The 1,088-nt window shown below is 23.1% G+C and carries 2 protein-coding genes; both read right to left on the bottom strand.

Annotated elements, in window-relative coordinates; translation table 11 throughout:
• The coding region (locus ACAG39_12425; protein MEZ0538026.1) for an ABC transporter transmembrane domain-containing protein at positions 1-528 on the bottom strand (528 nt) is incomplete at its 3' end.
• Between the two features lie 2 nt (positions 529-530).
• The coding region (locus ACAG39_12420) for a hypothetical protein (protein ID MEZ0538025.1) at positions 531-1,088 on the bottom strand (558 nt) is incomplete at its 5' end.

The raw sequence follows: 1,088 nt of genomic DNA, 5'->3' as shown, positions 1-1,088 counted from the left end.
CACCACTAATGACATTAAAATTGGAGACCATCTATACATTAATATTGCTACCAGTATTATCCAAAACATATACATTGGCATATTAATAATTAGTTTTAAAAAATAGTCTACTAAAAGTTCAGTATCATAAAACATCCTGTATTGAATTTCGCCACTTTTTTTGGAAACATGAAATACCAATGATGTTTGCTGTAGTTTATTAAAAAAATCCATTTTAATTTTATAATTTAAATTTGCAGTTAATTTTGCCATTATATAGCTATTTAATATATTTATTAAAGCTATTGTAATAAAAGCTAAACATAATAAAATAAGAATTTTTATTAAAAGATTTTTATCTTGAACTGCAAAAATTTTATCAACAAGGAATCTATTTAGTGTTGGAGAAATTAAATTTGCAGCTGCTAATAGAGCAGAAAACAATTTTACAAAAAAAATATGAGTTTTATACTTTTTAAAATAAGGCATCATTGTAAGTATATATTTGATAAATAGATTATTCTTTTGCTTTCCTATATAATATCCCATCTTTAATACACTCTTTCTATAATTGTCTTGTTATCATTGTAGTAAAGTAAAAGGTGATCATTTTCATCATACTCGCTAACAGTGTAATGAGGTTGCCAAAGATAATATATAAACTTTTTATTGCTACTATTTGAACTTTTCACTGCAATAGGAATAATGTTTAATGCTTCAGGAATAAAAATATTTAGACATTTCATATTGAATGGTTTTGATACTTTATATAAATTGTGTAACAAAAAAAGTATCTGCAATTTATTATATAATCTACCTGTAAACCATAAAATCCTCTCTTTAGAACCATTTCTTATACAAAACTTATTTGGATACATATATGAGACATCAATAATTTCTTTATCACTTCCATTTGTTTTTACATTATGAATTATTAACGGTTCATAATTATTTTCCATAAAAATTATTGAAGTTTCTTCATTACCATAAAAAGTTTTAATATTAGATTTAAACAGAAATGTCATTTCATTATTTTTTTTAATTTCTATAAGTTGTTCTCCTATTCTATATCCGTTGTTAAATATGTCATATTTATAAATTCCAATCTC

The sequence above is a fragment of the Caldicellulosiruptoraceae bacterium PP1 genome (assembly GCA_041320695.1).
In the GTDB taxonomy this organism is placed as follows: domain Bacteria; phylum Bacillota; class Thermoanaerobacteria; order Caldicellulosiruptorales; family Caldicellulosiruptoraceae; genus JBGGOQ01.
Note: the sequence above shows the minus strand (reverse complement) of the source record. Positions and strands in the feature narration are given on the sequence as shown.